The organism is Micromonospora xinjiangensis (assembly GCF_056150165.1).
In genome coordinates this window covers 100,302-117,420 of the sequence record NZ_JAXCFO010000010.1, presented here as the reverse complement: position 1 = coordinate 117,420, position 17,119 = coordinate 100,302, and the positions used below count along the sequence as shown (strand labels likewise).

Here is a 17,119-nt window from a genome sequence, read left to right as displayed (position 1 = left end):
GCCCCGGAGTGATCCCCACTCGGGGGTCCAGGGACGACACGGCCTCGTGTCCGACGAGGCCGGAGGGCAGGTTGGTGACGGTGATTGGGGTGACCGGATGACCAGTGTGAAGCCGGAGACCAGGGCGATCTACGCGGACACGGACGCGCCCGTCGGGGAACGGGTGTCGGACCTGTTGGCGCGGATGACCCGGGAGGAGAAGCTCGCGCAACTCGGCAGCACGTGGGCGTTCGCGTTGCTGGAGGCCGGACGGTTCTCGGCGCAGCGGGCGCGGACGGTCCTTCGGCACGGCCTGGGGCATGTGACCCGAGTCGCGGGTTCCACCAGCCTGAAGCCGGGGCAGGTGGCGCGGGTCGCCAACGCGGTCCAGCGATTCCTGGTGACCGAGACCCGGCTGGGGATCCCGGCGATCGTGCACGAGGAGGTCTGCTCCGGGGTGATGGCGCGAGAGGCGACCATCTTCCCCCAGGCGATCGGCGTCGCGAGCACCTGGGCGCCGGCTCTCAACGAACGGTTGGCGGACGCCGTACGCGCGCAGATGCGCGCCATGGGCAGCCACCAGGGACTCTCACCGGTCCTGGATGTGGTGCGCGACCCGCGGTGGGGCCGGACGGAGGAGACCTACGGCGAGGACCCGTATCTGGTCTCGCGCATGGGTGCGGCGTTCGTCCGAGGCCTCCAGGGCGCCGACCTGCGGACCGGCGTCATCGCGACGGCCAAGCACTTCGTCGGTTACGGGGCATCCGAGGGCGGGCTGAACTGGGCGCCGGCCCACCTCCCGCCCCGACTGCTGCGCGAGGTGTACCTGTATCCGTTCGAGGTCGCGGTCCGCGAGGCCGGCCTCCAGTCGGTGATGGCCGGCTACCACGAGCTGGACGGGATTCCGTGTCACGCCAACGGGGAGCTGCTGGCCGACGTCCTTCGCCGGCAGTGGGGCTTCACGGGCAGCGTGGTCTCCGACTACTTCGCCGTCGACGACCTCCACTCGTACCACCGGTTCGCGCCGGACAAGCAGCAGGCGGCGGCACTGGCGCTCAGCGCCGGCGTGGACGTCGAGCTTCCGGCCACGGACGCGTACGCGGGGGCTCTCGCCGACGCGCTGGATGCCGGGGAGGTCAGCGAGGGTCGCCTCGACGAGGCGGTCGCGCGGGTCCTCCGGCACAAGATCGAACTCGGGCTCTTCGAGAACCCCTACGTCGACGAGGACGCGGTCGTGGTGACGGTCAACTCCCCGCGGCACCGGGACGTGGCGCTCGAGATCGCCCGCCGCAGCCTCGTCCTGCTCAAGAACGACGGCGTGCTGCCCCTGGCTTCGGAGGCCGCGACGGTCGCCCTCATCGGGCCGAACGCCGACGATGCCCGGCACCTGCTCGGGGACTACTCCTTCGCGGCGCACATCGAGGCGTTGACGGAGGCACGCGAGCGGCGGGGCCTGCTCGGCCAGATGATGACGATCCCGGACGACCTGGAGATCGACGAGAGCACGGACGGGGTGCCCACCGTGCGTGACGAGCTCACCGCCCGCCTGGGCGACCGGTTGCGTTACGCGCCGGGATGCGACGTGGTCGATCCGTCGAGGGACGGGTTCGACGAGGCGGTGGCGGTCGCCGCCGAGGCCGATGTCGCCGTGCTGGTCCTGGGCGATCGCTCGGGGTTGACGCCGGGGGCCACCACGGGCGAGTCACGGGACCGGTCCAGTCTCGACCTTCCCGGCGTGCAGGAGGACCTGGTCCGTGCCGTCGTCGCCACCGGCACTCCCGTCGTCGCGGTGCTCGTCGCCGGTCGGCCGGTCGGCAGCGACTTCCTGCACGAGGAGTGCGCCGCGGTGCTGATGGCCTGGCTGCCCGGGCAGACCGGGGCGCGGGCGATCACCGAGGTGCTCCTCGGCGAGGTGAACCCGAGCGGGAAGCTGCCGATCTCCTATCCCCGCACGGTGGGCCAGATTCCCGTCTTCTACGGGCACAAGGTCTCCGGAGGGCGGTCGCACTGGCACGGCGACTACGTGGATTCGCCGGTGACGCCGCGATACTGCTTCGGGCACGGCCTCGGATACGCGCCGTTCACGATCGACGCGGCCGTCCTCGACCGCGCCGAGGTCGGTGCCGGAGACAGCGTCGGCGTCGAGGTGACGGTCACCAACACGGGTGAGCGAGCCGGCGAGGAGGTCGTCCAGCTCTACATCCGTGACCCGCAGGCGACGGTCACCCGACCCGTGCTCGAACTGAAGAACTTCGCCCGGGTCTCGGCCGGTCCGGGGCAGCGGGTGGCCGTGCGGTTCGAGCTGCCGACGGGGCAGCTCGGCTTCCACGACCGGAGCATGACCTACGTCGTCGAGCCCGGACACATCGAGGTGTACGTCGGCTTCTCCTCCCGGGACACCATCGCGGCCGGCACGTTCGTCATCAATGCGGGTCCCGACGGGGCGCTGGCGCAGAAGGCCTATTCGGGGACGGCGGAGGTCCGGGCCCTGTCCGAAGAGAGCCTCGTGCCGACGCTCGACTGAGAATGACGGCAATTGGGTCGGTGGCGGGCTGCGACGCGTGTGAGCATGATCGGTCGCCGGGTGAGCGCATATCGCCGCACGCGCCGGGTCCGAGGCTGCGCGGAATTCGTTTGCCGGACGGCGGCCTCTTGTCGTCGGCGGGCTGATTAACCCGTCGGGGAACGGGCCGCCGGTACGGCGGCAGTGCGCCCGCCCTTTGGCCTTTCGGCAGCCGTCGTGCGGTGGTTCGGGGTGGCTGCGCGAGTGTCCGGTCGGGACGTTCCCGGCAGTCGTGTGAGGACGATGAGGCCTTGTGTTTGTAATCGTTATCGGTTACGTTGACAACACCCTGGAAACGTAACCGATAACGATTGCAGTCCAGAGGGAGCGGCATGACTGAGGTCAATGCGCCGGTGACGATGAGTGATGTCGCCCGTGCGGCCGGCGTCTCCACCGCCACCGTCTCGCGCGTGGTCAACGGGCACTACGGCGTCAGCGCGCGGACGGTCGCCCAGGTCCGTTCCGCCATCGAGCAGCTCGGCTACGAATCGAGCCTGGTGGCCACGAGCCTCAGGCGAAGCCGCACCAACGTTCTGGGCCTCGTGACCCACAGTTTCCAGTCGTACACCGCCGAGGTGCTCAAGGGGGTGATGAAGGCGTTGAGTCGTTCGGGCTTCGACCTGATCATCTACGCCAACAGCGACCTCTACGGCTCCTATTCGGAGGGCTGGGAGCAGCGGCACCTGACACGTCTGTCCGGCACCCTCACCGACGGGTGCATCGTGGTCACGCCCTGGGGCGAGGTGCGGAGCCGGACGCCGGTCGTGGCGATCGACCCCGCGAGGGACTCCACCGCGCCCTCGGTGACGGCCGACAATCTCGCGGGCGCCACCACCGCGGTCGAGCACCTGCTCGACCTGGGCCACCGGCGCATCGGTTTCATCGCGGGTCGTTCCAGCCTGGCGGCGGCCTGGTCCCGGGAGGAGGGATACCGGACGGCGCTGACCGGAGCGGGCGTTCCGGTCGACCCGACGCTGATCGGCAGGGGCGATTTCAACCCCGAGTCCGCGGTTCCGTTGGCGCGCGCCCTGCTGCAACGGGCGGACCGGCCCACGGCGATCTTCGCGGCGAGCGACGGCATGGCCCTCAAGGTCCTGGAGGTCGCGGCGGAGCTGGGGATCTCCGTGCCCGGTGACCTGTCGGTCGTCGGCTTCGACAACATTCCGGAGTCGGCCCTGACCGAGCCGGGGCTGACCACCGTGGACCAGTCGATGTACCAGCTCGGATACGAGGCCGCACGGATGCTGAAGTCACTGGTGACCGACGACTGGGAGGGGCCTCGACAGATAGTGCTTCCGACCAGCCTCGTGGTCCGGGGCTCCACCGCGCCGCCGGCCGGACCGTGACCGCACACCCGTCGGTGCGACCGGGCGATCGCGCCGACCACCCAGCTGCGCCGGGCGATCACCGCGGGCGCGCCGGTCGAGATCCAAGAGGGAGGTGAGGGCGCAGAACCTACGGGGGCATCCACCGATGAGTTGAGCCGGCAGTCGGGTCGCATCCGCTGCCGGCACATGAAAGGAGTGGAGCGTGACAACTGAATCGTACCACGGGCGGTTACGCGGTACCGGCGTGCGCCGGCTCTCGGCGGCACTCACCGCCGGAGTCGTGGCGGCCGCGGCGGTACTCCTCGGGCCGCACCCGGCCGCGGCGGAGACGCCGTGGTTGAACGTCTCCGAGGACCGCTACGCGTCGTTCAGCGTTCCGGCCGACTACGTGCAGGAGCACGTGGGCACGGTGTCGCAGATCGTCGTCGAGGGAAACTTCGGACCCTCCGCCACCTGGGCCGAGTTCGGCCTGACCCGCCGCGGTAACGTGTGGTCCGGGGTCCTCGGCCCGCTCAAGCCGGGGCTGTACCAGTACCAGGTCACCGGCGACGACACCAAGAGCTTCAAGGACCCGACGAACAGCACCGGTGTGGCGTCCCAGCCCCTCTGGAGCACCTTCCTCGTCCCCGGTGCCGAGGCGCGTCGGCTGGCGGACGTACCCCAGGGGACCGGCGGCCAGATCGAGACGTTGACCTACCGGGTCAGGAAGGAGCAGCGCTCGGCCCTGGTCTGGACGCCGCCGGGCTACCCGGCGACGGGCCGGAAGGGTTACCCCGTTCTCTTCCTGCGGTCGGACGAGGGTCGGACCGCCACCGACTGGCTCGACCTCGGACGAGCCAGGCAGATCCTCGACAACCTCTCGGCCGAGGGCGCCATGAGGCCGATGGTGGTCGTGATCAGTGACGGCGGTGCGGACGACCAGGAGCTGAGGGACCTCCGCAAGGCGGTCCACGGCGCCTACCGGGTCCTGCGCGACCCGGCGCACCAGGCGATCGCGGGTGTGGGAGACGGTGGATCGCAGGCGGTGAAGGCGGCGCTCGCCAACCCGAGCCGGTTCGCCTACGCCGGCTCCTTCTCCGGCCTCCTGGGCGCGGACGTCGACCGGAAGAACACCCGGGAGACCAATCGCAACGTGAAAACGCTGCGGTTGTACACGGGGAATGTCACGGATCCCGCGCACAACGCCACCTACCGGCTGACGAAGGCGTTGGGCCGTGCCGGAGTCACGTTCGAGTTCGACGGGGTCAACCCGGACGGCGGCGGGAACTGGACCACCTGGCAGGAGAACCTGGTCGACTTCGTGCCGCGGCTCTTCCGTGACGTGTCCGACCGTGGCCCGAGCCCCGGTCACCAGCCGCTGAAGGGAGAGTTCACCCCACCGCCGAGCGGGACCACGCCGACTCCGTTCGTGACCGAGGACGGGTTCGTCACCTTCGAGACGACCACGGACTTCGCCGCTGCCCAGCACGTCACGGTGTGGGCCAACGTGGCCCCGGGTGGGAGCTGGCTGCGCGTGCCGCTCGTGCGGGACGGTGACCGGTGGCGAGCGACCGTCGGCCCGCTGGACCCCTGGTTCTACTACTACCGGTTGATCGTGGACCGGGTGGCGGTGAAGGACGCCTCGAATCCGACGAGGGTGACCACCGAGCCGACGTGGAGCACCTTCCTCATCCCGGGGCCGGGCGCCCGCCTGCTGTCGGACGTGCCGGCCGGGCAGGGCGGGACGGTCGAGAGCATGACCTACCGCAGCACCGTCGTGGGCCAGGACCGCACCGCGCTGGTGTGGACCCCGCCGGGCTACGACCCCGACCGGGCCCAGCCGTACCCCGTCCTCTACCTGCAGCACGGAGGCGGGCAGAGCTATACGGACTGGGTCGAGATGGGGCGTGCCAAGCAGATCCTCGACCACCAGTTCCTCGACGGCGAGTTGGTCCCCATGGTGGTCGTGATGGGCAACGGCAACGTGTCCGACTTCAACAGGGAACTGCTGGAGAACATCGTGCCGACGGCCCGTGCCCGCTACCACATCTCCAGTGCGCCGTCGCAGCAGGCCATCGCCGGCCTGTCGATGGGCGGCGGGCACGCGTTCGGAGTGCTCAAGGCGTACCCGGGCCAGTTCGCCTACGTCGCGGCCTTCTCGGCCGGGTTCGGCAGCGGCACCGGCGTCGACGTGGAGGCGATCAACAACGGGACCAGGATGTTGCGCCTGTACGTCGGTGACCAGACCGACTTCGTGTACCCGAGCTTCATGGCGTCCCTGACCACGCTGGACAACCTCGGTATCCGCTACGAGTTCGACGGGGTGACCCCCGGGCCGCACGGCTGGGACGTGTGGCAGAAGAACCTGATCGACCTGGCGCCGCGTCTGTTCAAGCGCTAGGAGCCCGTTGCGGGGGCGGCGCCACCGGAGCAGGGGTCCCCTGCCCCGGTGGCGCTCACCAGACGCGGGCGTGTGTCGCGACTCCGGAAGGGGGTCGGCGGGAGGACGGGCTCCTGGGTGTTCCACCCCTGCCCGTCCCCGCCGATCGCCGGCCTTCACTGACGGCGCACGGACCCTTGTGCACCGCGATCCCCGAAGGGAATCTCGTCGATGAAGAGGAAACGAATACTCGCCACGGTAGCCATGCTCGCGGCGGGGAGCGGGCTCGCCGCCTGCTCCTCCGGCGGGGACGGCGGCGGAAGCGACGCCAGCAACTGTACGAACACGATCACGAAGCAGAACCTGCCGGTCGTGACGATGTGGGGCTGGTACCCCAACATGCAGCTCGTCGTCGACAACTTCAACAAGCAGAACGACGAGGTGCAGGTGTGCTGGACCAACGTCGGGCAGGGCAGCGACGAGTACGACAAGTTCCAGACGGCCATCTCGGCGGGCACCGGCGCGCCCGACGTGATCATGATTGAGATGGACCGGATCCCGACCTTCCAGATCCAGAATGCGCTCGTCGACATCAGGAAGTACGGCTTCGACGCGGTCAAGGACAACTACGGCGAGGGCGCCTGGAAGGACGTCTCGGTCGGTGACGCGATCTACGGCGTACCGGTCGACGGTGGACCGGTGGCGATGATCTACCGGAAGGACATCTTCGACAAGTACGGCATCACGCCGCCGAAGACGTGGGCCGAGTACGAGCAGGCGGCGCAGAAGGTGAAGGACGCCGGCGGCCCGCAGTTCGGTGACTTCGGCGCGAACGTGTCCGCGCTCACGATGGCCTTGCAGATCCAGAAGGGCGCCACTCCGTTCACCTACGACCCCGCGCAGCCGAAGTCGATCGGTGTGAAGCTCAACGACCAGGCCTCCAAGGACGTGCTCGACTACTGGGGCGGCCTCGCGCGCAAGGGCCTCGTCGGTACGCAGGACCAGTTCACCCCGGAGTACATCTCCGGCGTGATCAACGGGAACTACGCGACGTACATCTCCGCGGCCTGGGCGCCCGGCTACCTCACCGGAGCGGGCGTCGGCAAGGGTCAGGACACCGGCAAGTTCGCGGTGGCCCCGCTGCCGCAGTGGGACCCGAACAATCCGGTGCAGGTGAACTGGGGCGGCTCGGCCTTCTCGGTGACCAGCCAGGCCAAGAAGCCGGAGCTCGCGGCGAAGGTCGCCTACGGCCTGTACGCCGACAAGGAGTCGCTCACCGACGGCTGGACCAACCAGATCATCTTCCCGCTCAACCTCACGGCGCTCAACGACCCCGCGTTCGTCGACCTGAAGGTGGCGTTCTTCAACGGCCAGCAGGCGAACAAGGAGGTCTACGTCCCCGCCGCCAACGCCTACAAGGGCGTCGCCTACAGCCCCTTCGGCCAGTACTACTTCGATGCCATGACGAAGCAGGTCAGCGAGATCATCAAGGGCTCCGTCACCGGTTCGCAGGCGGCCGACCGGCTTCAGGAGGACGTGGCGAAGTACGCCGAGGAGCAAGGCTTCACCGTTCAGTGACCGCGAGGGTGGGCCGCGTCGCCGCCCGTCGCCGGCCGGCCCACCCGTCGACCCCGTGCCCACGTCCCGGAGCCCAAGATGACACTCCTGACCGAGAAGCGCGCGCCGCGCGCTCACGACGAGAGACGTACGATCCGCGGAAAGGTGCACCTGCGTGAGCACCTGATGGGGTGGCTCTTCGTCGGGCCCTTCGCGGTCGTCTTCCTCGCCTTCCTCATCGCACCGTTGGCGTACGCGCTCTATCTCAGTCTCTTCCAGAAGAAGCTGATCGGCGGCACCAGCTTCGTCCTGTTCGACAACTACGTGAAGGCGTTCACCGATCCGAGTTTCCTGTCCGGGGCGTGGTTCGTCATCCGCTTCTCGCTCGTCGCCATTCCGCTGCAGATCGTCGTCGCGCTCGCGATGGCGCTGATCCTGGATGCGGTGACCTCCCTGTTCACCCGCTTCTCCCGCTTGATGATCTTTCTCCCGTACGCGATCCCGACGGTCATCGGGGCCGTGATGTGGGGGTTCCTCTACAGCAGGAGTTTCGGGCCGCTCTCCGACGTCTTCGGCCTGTTCGGGGCCACCGCGCCCGACTTCCTGAGCAGCAACCTGATCTTCTACGGCCTGCTCAACGTCGTCACCTGGCAGTGGGCCGGCTACTACATGATCATTCTGTACGCGGCGCTGCAGGGAATCGACCCGACCCTCTACGAGGCCGCCCGCATGGACGGCGCCGGGAGGTGGCAGATCGCGCTCCGGATCAAGATCCCGCTGATCGCGCCGGCGCTGATCCTGATCCTGGTCTTCTCACTCATCGGCACCCTGCAGTTCTTCAACGAACCCCAGATCCTGCGGTACCTCGCCGCGGGCACGATCGGGGCGGACTTCACCCCCAACATGTACGCGTACCAGCAGGCGTTCTCACTCGCCAACTTCAACTACGGCTCAGCGATCTCCTTCGCCCTCGGCGGGGTCGTCTTCATCTGCGTGTACGCGTTCCTGTTCCTCACCCGCAAGCGGAGGAGCTTCCTCTGATGACCGACCGCGCCAGCGCCGGTGCCGGCCCTCGCCGCCCGCAACGCTTCCTCCCCCTGCAGATACTCCTCGGTTTCCTGGTCGTCTACTTCCTCGTGCCCTTCTGGTGGGTCATCGTCAACAGCTCCAAGGACGCACCGGGCCTGTTCGGCGGTGGTAACACCCTGTGGTTCTCCGACCGGATCGACTACCTCGGGAACCTCCAGCAGCTGTTCACCTACGACGGTGGCATCTACGGCCGGTGGATCCTCAACTCGACCCTGTACGCGCTGGCGGGCGGAATCGGGGCGACGGTCCTGGCCGTCATGGCCGGCTACGGATTCGCCAAGTACCGCTTCGCCGCGCGGCGATTCAGCTTCGCCGTCGTCCTCGGCGCGCTGATGGTGCCCGCGACCGCACTGGTCATCCCGACCTTCATCATGTTCTCCCGGCTGGGGCTGACGAACACGATCTGGGCGGTGATCCTCCCGTCACTGCTCAACCCCTTCGGCGTCTATCTGATGCACGTGTACGCGCGCGACGCGGTCCCCGACGAACTGCTGGACGCGGCGCGGGTCGACGGTGCGGGGGAGCTACGCACGTTCCTGCGGATCGCCCTTCCGCTGATGCGACCCGCGGTGGTCACCGTGCTGCTGCTGTCGGCGGTGGCGTCCTGGAACAACTACTTCCTGCCCCTGGCCATGCTCTCCGACAACCGCCTCTTCCCGGTCACTGTCGGCCTCGGCCTCTGGCAGGGGATCGCCTCCGCGAACAACTCGGGGAGTACCTCTCTCTGGAGCCTCATCATCCTCGGCTCGCTCGTGTCGGTGATCCCGCTCGTGATCGCGTTCTTCACCCTTCAACGGCACTGGCGCGGCGGCCTGTCGGTGGGAGGCCTCCGGTAGCCCCCCGCCCGCGCCGTCGGCCGACAACCACTTCGATCGCCGCGCTCCCGCGGCCGGGTAGATGACGGAGGTGTGCTCGTGTCCACGACCGATCGGCCGCTGCGCAGTGGGCAGTGGTTCGGCGCTGAGGGGCGCAACGGCTTCATCCATCGCTCCTGGATGCGAAACCAGGGGTTCGCGGACGACGTCTTCGACGGTCGCCCGGTGATCGGCGTCGCCACCACCTGGTCGGAGCTGACCCCGTGCAACGCGCACCTCAGTGACCTGGCCGAGTCGGTGAAGCGGGGGGTGTGGGAGAGCGGCGGCCTGCCGCTGGAGTTCCCGGCGATGAGCCTCGGTGAGCCGCTCATGCGACCGACGACCATGCTCTACCGCAACCTGCTGGCGATGGAGCTCGAGGAGCTCGTCCGGGCCAACCCGCTCGACGGGGTGGTGCTGCTCTCCGGCTGCGACAAGACCACTCCGGGGATGTTGATGGGGGCGGCCAGCGTCGACCTGCCGACCTTGATGATCACCGGCGGTCCGATGCTCAACGGCAAGTTCCGCGGCCGGGACATCGGGTCGGGCACCGACGTCTGGCGCTTCACCGAGGAGGTGCGCGCCGGCCGGATGACCGCGGCCGACTGCGCGGAGGCGGAGGTGTGCATGTCCCGCAGCCGAGGGCACTGCATGACCATGGGCACCGCCTCCACGATGGCCTGCGTGACCGAGGCGCTGGGCGTGCAACTGCCGGGGGCCGCCGCCGTGCCGGCGGTCGACTCGCGCAGGTACGCGCTGGCGCACGCCGCCGGGCGCCGCATCGTTGCCATGGTCGAGCAGGACCAGCGGCTGTCCTCCGTGCTCACCCGGCAGGCGTTCGAGAACGCCATCCGGGTCAACGCCGCGATCGGCGGCTCCACGAACGCCGTGGTGCACCTGCTCGCGATCGCGGGGCGTCTCGGCGTCACGCTGTCCCTGGAGGACTTCGACACCCTCACCGCCGACGTGCCGGTACTGGTCAACCTGATGCCTTCCGGGGCGTACCTCATGGAGGACTTCGCCTACGCGGGAGGGGTTCCGGCGGTGATGAAGGAGATCGCGCCACTGCTGCACCTCGATCATGTCACCGTCAGCGGGAAGAGCGTGGCCGACAACATCGGCGGTGTCCGGTGCTGGAACCGTGAGGTGATCGGCACGCTGGCGGAGCCGTTCCAGCCCGCCGGCTCGGGCACCGTCGTGCTGCGTGGGTCGCTCGCGCCGTCCGGGGCGGTGCTGAAGGTCTCCGCCGCCTCCGCCCACTTGCTCGCGCACACCGGGCCGGCGCTCGTCTTCGACCGGATCGAGGACTACGTCGTCGCCGCCGACGATCCGGACCTGGACGTCACCCCCGACACGGTCATCGTGGTCCGCAACGCCGGCCCCCGCGGTTACCCCGGCTTCCCGGAGGTGGGCAACGTGCCCATGCCGCGGCGGCTGCTCACCGACGGGGTCACCGACATGGTGCGGATCTCCGATGCCCGCATGAGCGGCACCGGGTACGGGACCTGCATCCTGCACGTGGCTCCGGAGGCGTCGGTGGGGGGCCCGTTGGCCCTGGTGCGTACGGGCGACCTGGTCCGGGTCGACGTGCCGGCGCGGCGCCTGGACCTCCTGGTGGAGGAGCCGGAACTCGAACGACGCCGGGCCGCCTGGCAGCCGCCGCCCCCGGTCGCCGACCGGGGTTGGGTACGGCTGTACAGCGAGCACGTCCTGCAGGCCGACGCCGGCGCGGACCTGGACTTCCTCGTCGGGGGCAGCGGCGGTGCGGTGCCCCGCCACTCCCACTGAACGGGATCACCGATGACGGAGGTGGGTCCGGGCCCGGCACGGTGTGCGAGGCGAGACCCGATCCGGTCACGGAGATGTCCTGACCGTCACGCTCCGCCCGGTTGGCAGGGAAACCATGCCCGATGTCCCAATGGCGCTCCGCATAGACTGTCTAGCATTCTGATCTCCGCCACGGCCCGGCCACCGGGCCGGCGGCCGGAGGACGGATTTCGCGCAATGCGGTCGCGGCGGTGAGGTCGACCGCCGGAGCCGCCGACGGGCAGCGGGGAGTGGGATGGCCATGCGTGCTCCGGCGATGACGGACGTGGCTCGTGTCGCGGGCGTCTCCCATCAGACGGTGTCCCGGGTTCTCAACGGGCATCCGAACGTGCGCGAGAAGACCCGCCTCCGGGTCCAGGCGGCGATCGCCGAACTGGGCTACCGGCCCAACCGGGCGGCCCGGGCGCTGGTCACCGGCCGCTCCCAGGCGATCGGGGTCGTCGCGCAGAACACGACTCTCTACGGCCCGGCGTCGCTGCTCGCGGCGCTGGAGCAGGCGGCCGCGGAGGCGGGCTTCGCGGTGAGCGTCGGCAGCGTGAACGACCTGGACCACCACTCCATCTCCGCCGCCGTGGAGCGGCATCTGGCGCACCGGGTCGCGGGGATCGTGGTCATCGCGCCGGTCGAGTCGGCCGGCGAGGCCCTCGATCGGCTGCCCCAGGACGTACCGCTGGTGACCGTCGACGGGGACCCGCGCAGGCCGGTCTCCCTGGTGACCATCGACCAGGTCGCCGGCGCCCGCGCCGCCACGCAGCACCTCCTCGACGCCGGGCACGCGACGGTGTGGCACGTGTCCGGCCCGCCGGACTGGTTCGACAGCGCCGGTCGGATCGACGGGTGGCGGGAGGCGCTGCTGGCGGCGGGCGCCGAGGTGCACCCGGTGGTCCCGGCGGACTGGTCCGCGGCCTCCGGCTACCGGTGCGGGCAGATGCTGGCCCGGATGCCCGAGGTGACCGCGATCTTCACCGCCAACGACCATCTGGCGCTGGGTGTGCTCCGGGCGCTGCACGAGCACGGCCGCCGGGTGCCGGACGACGTCAGCGTGGTGGGCTTCGACGACGTGCCGGAGGCCGCGTTCTTCATCCCGCCGTTGACGACCGTCCGGCCGGACTTCGCCGCCGTGGCGCGGACGAGCCTGGACCTGCTGCTCGCCCAGATCGAGTCGCAGGTCACCAGCCCGTTGCGGGAGACGATCGCGCCGGTTCTGGTCTCCCGCGACAGTGTGGGCCCGCCGCCGCGGCGCTGAGCCGCCGGGAGCGGGCGTGGCGCGAGTGCGGCCACCGCGCCGGGACGACGGCGCGCGCTGTCATCCTCGCCCGGGTGAGCCGCCGGCGAGGGCGGACTCGCGGCCCTCGGCCCGGCCCTCGTTCCGTGCGCGGTCGAGCAGGGCCGCCAGCCGCCGCCGGCGTCGCCGGATGACCGTGCGGAACCCGAGGACGAGCACGGCGAGGACGACCGCGAGGGCCAGCCGCGCCCAGGGCACCGCCCACACGGTCACGGTCGCCCGCGCCGGCCGGATCTCGGCGCTCGACGGGTCACCGCCGAGGACGGACGGCGTCAGCTCGACGGTGGTCTTCAGCCGCCCCAGGCCCCAGACGCCGTCCACGCGGGCCTCTGCCTCGTGGTCGCCGCCCGGCAACAGCTCTTCGACGTCGGTCAGCGCGCGCCTGTCGAGAACGCCGAAGAGCTCGGCCACGCTCGCCCGGCCGGCGGCGGTCACCGCGACGTTGCCGTCGTTCCCGGCCGTGTACCGCACGCGGACGCTTCCGGCCGAGAACGGGTTCCACGACTGGCGGTAGGTGGCGGCCAGCCCGGTGACCGACACGGCCGCGGTGACGGTGCCGCTGGCCCGCAGCATCACCCGGAACCCCACCCGGCTCTCCACCGCCACGGTGCCTCCGCTGCTGGTCACCGTGGCCGCGATTCCGGCCGGATGGTCGCCCGGGGTGGCATCCCGCGGCGCGGTGATGGTGAACGGCACCACCTTCGTGGCCTTCGCCCCGACGGTCACCTTCTCCTGCACCGCGATCCAGGTGCCTCCGTCCACCGACGCCCGATCGGACGGCAGCATGTTGAACCGCCCCTTGTCGGTCAGATAGCCGTCGGCCGCCTTCAGCGAGAACACCACGGGGGAGTCGCTGAAGTTCCGCACCGCCAGGTGCTCGGTCACACGCTGCCCCGGATCCAGAGTGTGCTCCACCCACCGGCGGCCGTCCGGGCCGTCCTGCTTCGCCGGCTGGACCGCCCAGGTCACGGTCGGAGTCGCCGGTTGCGCCCGGGCGCTGCCGGGCGCCGCCGGCAGGGTGAGAAGCACCACGGCCAGCGCGGCGAGCCCCCGCCGGCACGCTCGGGACCAGGTTCGGGTCATGACGTCGACCTCCGGGTGAGGGGTGGCGGGGGCCGAGAAGGCTCGGCCCCCGCCGTGCGCTACTCGAACAGGGACAGGGTCAGCGTCGAGGTGTACTCGCCGGCGGCGACGTCCGCCGGGGTACGCAGGAACAGGTCCGCGTCCACGGTGTACGCGTCACCGGCGACCGCCCCCGAGTCGAACGTCGACACCAGCAGTTCCTGGTCGACCAGACCCACGTTGTTGCCCGGCTGGGTCGGCTCGTCCAGGACCGTCACGACTTCCTCGCCCTCACTGACCAGGCCCGTGTCGCCACCGTCGATCAAGCGCGGCTTCCAGCCGAGGTGCCCGGCGCTGATCGGCGCCTGACCGGCGCTGCCGACGAAGTCGGTCGCGCTGCCCAGCACGGCCCACGCCGCGCCCGGCGGCACCTCGTCCGCCGTGCGGGTGTCGGTCACCGTGACCGTCGGCAGGGTGCCGACGAACTGACGCATCAGCAGCGTCGAGCCGTCCTCGGACAGCGCCACCGAGTCGGCGGCGACCGACATGGCCAGCACCCCCGGCTCGCGGATCTCCTCGATGTCGACGGTGACCTCGACGTCGGCGCTGCCTCCCGGCTCGGCGAGAGCCGGCGACGGCACGGCCACCGACCCGACCAGCAGGGCTCCAGCGGCGCCCGCGGCGAGCAGGCGACCACGACTGTATGTGCTCATGTGAATCTCCGTGTCGTTGGTGATGGCGTGAACAGATCAGCCGCCGCAGGTGGTGGCGGTGTAGTCCGCGGTGCGGGTGGTGGTGACGGTCCTGCCGTCGACGGTTGCGGTGGCCCGGACGGTGGCGGTGCCGGCGGTGACGGTGGTGGCGCGGGTGGTGAACTGCTGGTAGGCGTTCGCGCCGGGGGCGACGTCGGTCACCGAGCGGTGGCCGTACGGGCTTTCGAGCACGATGTCGACGGGTGCGTCGTGGTCGTTGCGTGCCTGTACGGCCACGTACGCCGTTCCGGCCACGCAGCGGGTCTGCGCGCTCACCGACACCGGCAGCTCGGCGGCGGTCTCGAAAGCCCAGGTGTCCAGCTCGAACAGGTCGGCACCGGCAGGGCCGGCGTAGCTGAAGTACACGTCGTGCACCCCGGTCACCCCGTCCAACTCGGCGGAGAGTTCGGTCCACTCGCCGACCGGCCCGTCGACCGGGATGGTCGCCACCACGGGCGCGGTGGCCTCGTCGAGCCGGATCTGGATCTGGCCACCGGACACGAGCGGGCGGACCTTCGCCGTCACGGTGCCGGCGCCGGCGCCGAAGTCCACCGCCGACAGCGCCGTCCAGTCGGAGTTGTCGATGTCACGCACCACCAGGTTCGGCGCCCCGTCGCCGAACTGCGCGGACGCCCCGTCGACCTTGGCGGTGGCAACGCCCTTGCTCCAGCCGAATGTCTCCGCCTCGAACACCCGGTACGGATCGAAGTCCCGGACCTGCTCCACACCGGCGTAGGTGCCGACGACCTGCTGGATGGTGCCGTCTGGGTTGAACGTCAGCTCCTGGATGTGCGGGCTGCGGTAGCCCTGGGTGGTGTTGCCGTTGATGCGCTTGTTCAACGTCGGGGCGTGGTAGGTGAAGTAGTACTTGCCCTGGAACTCGAAGACCGACTGGTGGTTGTTGCCCCCGGTGCCGGCGCCGAAGAACTGCGACTGGTTCGGGAACAGGACACCCGCGTAGGTCTCCTTCGGCCACGACATCGGGTCGTCGGAGATGAGGTAGCCGATCTGGCCGCCGCCGGGGTAGCCCGGAAGCGGCGTCTGCGGGCCGCCGAAGTCGCTGCCACCGAAGTGCGAGGAGTACGAGAGGTAGTACTTGTCACCCCGCTTGAAGACGTGGCCCGCCTCGAACGCCACCGGGGCGTCGACGACCTCCGCCGTGCCCTCGGTCGACACCATGTCGTCGCCCAGTTTGATGGCCCGCAGGTTCTTGGGGTTGTTGAAGCGCTCCGCCGGCGGCATGCTCGTCGAGGCCGGACCGCCACCGAAGTAGAGGTACGCCTCACCGTCGGAGTCCACCAGCGGAGCAGGGTCGAACTTCCACGCGACGGCTTCGGCGCCCGGGGTGCGGCCGTCGATGAGCGTGCTCGTCCGCTCGCTGGTCCACGGGCCGAGCGGCGACGCGCCCGTGATCACGTTGCTCGACCCGCCACCGTTGGCGTAGTAGAGGAAGAACTTCTCCTGGCCGTTCACCACCTTCCGGGCCATGCCCGGTGCCCAGGAGTTGCCGGTGAACGGCGCGACGCCGTTCGGACCCGCGACCTGGATCTCGCCGTGGTCGGTCCAGTTCACCAGGTCCTCGGAGGAGATCACCGTGATCTGGTTGATCTGGCCGTAGTTGATGCCGGGGGACACCCCGGTGACCGGGTCGGGGGCGTAGCCCTGGGTGTCGTTGGTCATGTACATGTACACCCGGCCGTCGTGCACGAAGCCGAAGCCATCGGCGCCGAACTTGTGCCCGATCAACGGGTTGTGTTCGCCGGGCAGCTTCCCGACGACCTCGATGGTCTTCGACGGCGGTGGGGGCGGCGGGGCACCGACCACCGACACGTCGTCCAGCGTGAAGTCCATCAGGTGCAGGCTGGGGTCGGAGGACGGGTTGCTGGTCCACGGTGTCTCGAAGAAGAGACGGGCGGTCGAGACGTTCTGCCCCGTCGGGATCGTGAACTGGCCGTTGAACTGTGCCCACTGGCCCTTCGTCGCCACCACGCTGACCAGGTTGGTGTAGGTGGCCGCACCGTAGTGCATCGTGGCGAAGAACTGCTTCGTGGCGGGGCCGTCCGGGTTCTCGTACTTGATCCGGGCGGTGAGCGAGTAGGTCTGCCCGGCCTGTACCTTGCCGGAGAGGTCCTGCATTGGTCCGGAGCCGGTGGTGGCCCGGTCACTGACCAGTACCGCGCTCGATCCGGAGTAGGCGTCGGTCGTGGGTGAGAGCGTGGCCCGGTCGGTGGAGTTGCCGTTGTTGACGAACCAGCCGGTCAGGCCGTCCTCGAATCCTCCGTTCACGATGAGATTGGTCTCGGCGGCCTGGACGGGTGCTGCCGCGACGAGTCCCGCGGCGAGCATGGCGCCGATCGTTGCGATCGCGGCGACCCGTCGTCGGGGCGCCCTTCGCAGACGCTGTGTCACGAGTTCCTCCTTGGCGCTGGCGGGCGATGGGTTGCGTCCGGCCCGGCGCCGCCGG

11 protein-coding genes are annotated in these 17,119 nt (G+C 69.9%); 8 read left to right on the top strand and 3 right to left on the bottom strand.

Annotated features, from left to right (window positions below):
* Window positions 1-97: 97 nt before the first annotated feature.
* The 8 genes from SM573_RS27525 (at window position 98) to SM573_RS27490 (ending at window position 12,802) form a co-directional block, all read left to right on the top strand.
* A complete protein-coding gene (locus SM573_RS27525; protein WP_474617388.1) occupies window positions 98-2,503 on the top strand; it encodes a glycoside hydrolase family 3 N-terminal domain-containing protein in 2,406 nt (801 codons plus the stop codon).
* 371 nt (window positions 2,504-2,874) lie between these two features.
* Complete coding sequence (locus SM573_RS27520; protein WP_474614079.1) at window positions 2,875-3,888, top strand: LacI family DNA-binding transcriptional regulator; 1,014 nt, start codon at window positions 2,875-2,877, stop codon at window positions 3,886-3,888.
* 184 nt (window positions 3,889-4,072) lie between these two features.
* Entirely contained in the window at window positions 4,073-6,250 is a 2,178-nt protein-coding gene (locus SM573_RS27515; protein WP_474617387.1) for an alpha/beta hydrolase-fold protein, read from the top strand.
* Between the two features lie 210 nt (window positions 6,251-6,460).
* Complete coding sequence (locus SM573_RS27510; RefSeq protein WP_474614081.1) at window positions 6,461-7,807, top strand: ABC transporter substrate-binding protein; 1,347 nt, start codon at window positions 6,461-6,463, stop codon at window positions 7,805-7,807.
* A 78-nt stretch (window positions 7,808-7,885) separates the two neighbouring features.
* Complete coding sequence (locus tag SM573_RS27505) at window positions 7,886-8,827, top strand: carbohydrate ABC transporter permease (RefSeq protein ID WP_474614082.1); 942 nt, start codon at window positions 7,886-7,888, stop codon at window positions 8,825-8,827.
* On the top strand, window positions 8,827-9,711 hold the full coding sequence (locus tag SM573_RS27500; RefSeq protein WP_474614083.1) for a carbohydrate ABC transporter permease: 885 nt from the start codon (window positions 8,827-8,829) through the stop codon (window positions 9,709-9,711). Before SM573_RS27505 ends, SM573_RS27500 begins: the two co-directional genes overlap by 1 nt.
* A gap of 78 nt (window positions 9,712-9,789) precedes the next feature.
* Window positions 9,790-11,517, top strand: a complete 1,728-nt coding sequence (locus tag SM573_RS27495; RefSeq protein WP_474614084.1) for an IlvD/Edd family dehydratase — start codon at window positions 9,790-9,792, stop codon at window positions 11,515-11,517.
* A 295-nt stretch (window positions 11,518-11,812) separates the two neighbouring features.
* The gene (locus SM573_RS27490; RefSeq protein WP_474614212.1) at window positions 11,813-12,802 is read left to right on the top strand and encodes a LacI family DNA-binding transcriptional regulator; all 990 of its coding nucleotides are present in this window, start codon (window positions 11,813-11,815) and stop codon (window positions 12,800-12,802) included.
* Window positions 12,803-12,862: 60 nt separating this feature from the next.
* Here the strand turns inward: SM573_RS27490 and SM573_RS27485 are convergent, their stop codons facing one another.
* Genes SM573_RS27485 through SM573_RS27475 form a run of 3 tightly spaced genes read right to left on the bottom strand, consistent with a single transcriptional unit; the run spans window position 12,863 to window position 17,064 of the window.
* A complete protein-coding gene (locus SM573_RS27485) occupies window positions 12,863-13,924 on the bottom strand; it encodes a hypothetical protein (protein ID WP_474614085.1) in 1,062 nt (353 codons plus the stop codon).
* A 59-nt stretch (window positions 13,925-13,983) separates the two neighbouring features.
* Window positions 13,984-14,616, bottom strand: coding sequence for a hypothetical protein (locus tag SM573_RS27480; RefSeq protein WP_474617386.1), 633 nt, complete (start codon window positions 14,614-14,616; stop codon window positions 13,984-13,986).
* Between the two features lie 36 nt (window positions 14,617-14,652).
* A complete protein-coding gene (locus tag SM573_RS27475) occupies window positions 14,653-17,064 on the bottom strand; it encodes a family 43 glycosylhydrolase (protein WP_474617385.1) in 2,412 nt (803 codons plus the stop codon).
* Window positions 17,065-17,119 lie beyond the last annotated feature (55 nt).

Excerpts from the sequence above, each read along its gene's own strand:
- SM573_RS27510 (WP_474614081.1), top strand. The coding sequence starts at position 6,461 with ATGAAGAGGAAACGAATACTCGCCACGGTAGCCATGCTCGCGGCGGGG.
- SM573_RS27485 (WP_474614085.1), bottom strand. The coding sequence starts at position 13,924 with ATGACCCGAACCTGGTCCCGAGCGTGCCGGCGGGGGCTCGCCGCGCTG.
- SM573_RS27490 (WP_474614212.1), top strand. The coding sequence starts at position 11,813 with ATGACGGACGTGGCTCGTGTCGCGGGCGTCTCCCATCAGACGGTGTCC.
- SM573_RS27520 (WP_474614079.1), top strand. The coding sequence starts at position 2,875 with ATGACTGAGGTCAATGCGCCGGTGACGATGAGTGATGTCGCCCGTGCG.
- SM573_RS27500 (WP_474614083.1), top strand. The coding sequence starts at position 8,827 with ATGACCGACCGCGCCAGCGCCGGTGCCGGCCCTCGCCGCCCGCAACGC.
- SM573_RS27525 (WP_474617388.1), top strand. The coding sequence starts at position 98 with ATGACCAGTGTGAAGCCGGAGACCAGGGCGATCTACGCGGACACGGAC.
- SM573_RS27505 (WP_474614082.1), top strand. The coding sequence starts at position 7,886 with ATGACACTCCTGACCGAGAAGCGCGCGCCGCGCGCTCACGACGAGAGA.
- SM573_RS27480 (WP_474617386.1), bottom strand. The coding sequence starts at position 14,616 with ATGAGCACATACAGTCGTGGTCGCCTGCTCGCCGCGGGCGCCGCTGGA.